The sequence below is a fragment of the Kineococcus indalonis genome (assembly GCF_009906395.1).
Lineage (GTDB): Bacteria > Actinomycetota > Actinomycetes > Actinomycetales > Kineococcaceae > Kineococcus > Kineococcus indalonis.
Map to the genome: position 1 here is coordinate 1 of NZ_JAAALM010000801.1, position 1,230 is coordinate 1,230.

Sequence of the window (1,230 nt, forward strand, 5' to 3'; positions counted from 1 at the left end):
CCCCCGCGCGCCCCGCCGCGCCCGCCCGCCGGGCGGGCCGCGCTGGCTAGCGCCGGCTGGGAGCGCTCCTGGCGCTCGCTGGGCGCCGTCTACGCCCCGGCGGCGCTGTTCAGCACCAGCCAGGGGGCCGTGCTGCCGGTGCTGCCGCTGACCGCGCGCGACGTCGGCGCGCCCGTCGCCGCGGCCGCCCTCGTCGTGGCGCTGCTGGGCGTGGGGCAGGTGGCCGCGGCCCTGCCGGCCGGGGCGCTGACCGCCCGGGCGGGGGAGCGGCGCGCGATGCTCGTGGCCGGGGCGGTCTCGGCCGCGGCGCTGGCCGGTGCTGCCCTGGCCCGCTCGGTCGCCGTGCTCGCGCTGTGCGCGCTGGCGCTGGGCCTGGCGGTCGGGGTGTGGGGGCTGGCGCGCCAGTCGTACCTGACGGCCGCCGCGCCCGTGCACGTGCGCGCCCGCGCGCTGTCCACGCTGGGCGGGGTGGGGCGCATCGGCCTGTTCGCCGGGCCGTTCGCCGGGGCCGGCGGCAGCGCCCTGCTCGGCCCGGCCGGCCCCTACGCCGTCGCGGGCCTGGCGGTGCTCGCCGCGGTCGTCGTCGTGCTCGCCCTGCCCGACCCGCCGCCGCACGAGGACGGCCCGGCGGGCACGGGCCCGCGCGCCGGGGTGCTGGCGGTGGCCCGCGAGCACGCCCGGCTGCTGGCCACGCTGGGCGCGGCGGGCCTGGCGGTGCAGGCGGTGCGGCAGGCCCGCCAGACCGTGCTGCCGCTGTGGTGCGCGCAGACCGGCCTGGACGCCACCGCCACCAGCCTCGTCGTGGGCCTGTCGGGGGCGGTGGACACCGCGCTGTCCTACCCCGCGGGCGCGGTGATGGACCGCGTCGGCCGCCGCGCGGTGGGGGTGCCCTCGATGCTCGTGCTGGGCGCCGCGCACGCGCTGCTGCCGCTGGCGCACACCGCCGGCGGCGTCGCGCTGGTGGGGGCGCTGATGGGGCTGGGCAACGGGATGGGCGCCGGGCTGGTGATGACGCTGGGCGCCGACGCCGCACCGCCCGGGCGGCGCGCGCAGTTCCTGGGCGCCTGGCGCCTGGTCACCGACAGCGGCGTGGCCGCCGGCCCGGTCCTGGTCGGCGCGCTCGCCGGGGCCGCCGGGCTGGCCGTGGCCGGCGGCGGCGTGGCGCTGCTGGCGCTGGCGGCCGCGGCGGGGCTGGCGGCGTGGGTGCCGCGCGAGCGCCCCCGCTGAGGG

1 protein-coding gene is annotated in these 1,230 nt (G+C 83.0%); it reads left to right on the top strand.

Features of this window, described 5'->3' with window-relative positions:
* Positions 1 to 105 precede the first annotated feature (105 nt).
* Complete coding sequence (locus tag GTR00_RS21210) at positions 106 to 1,227, top strand: MFS transporter (RefSeq protein WP_407659762.1); 1,122 nt, start codon at positions 106 to 108, stop codon at positions 1,225 to 1,227.
* Positions 1,228 to 1,230 lie beyond the last annotated feature (3 nt).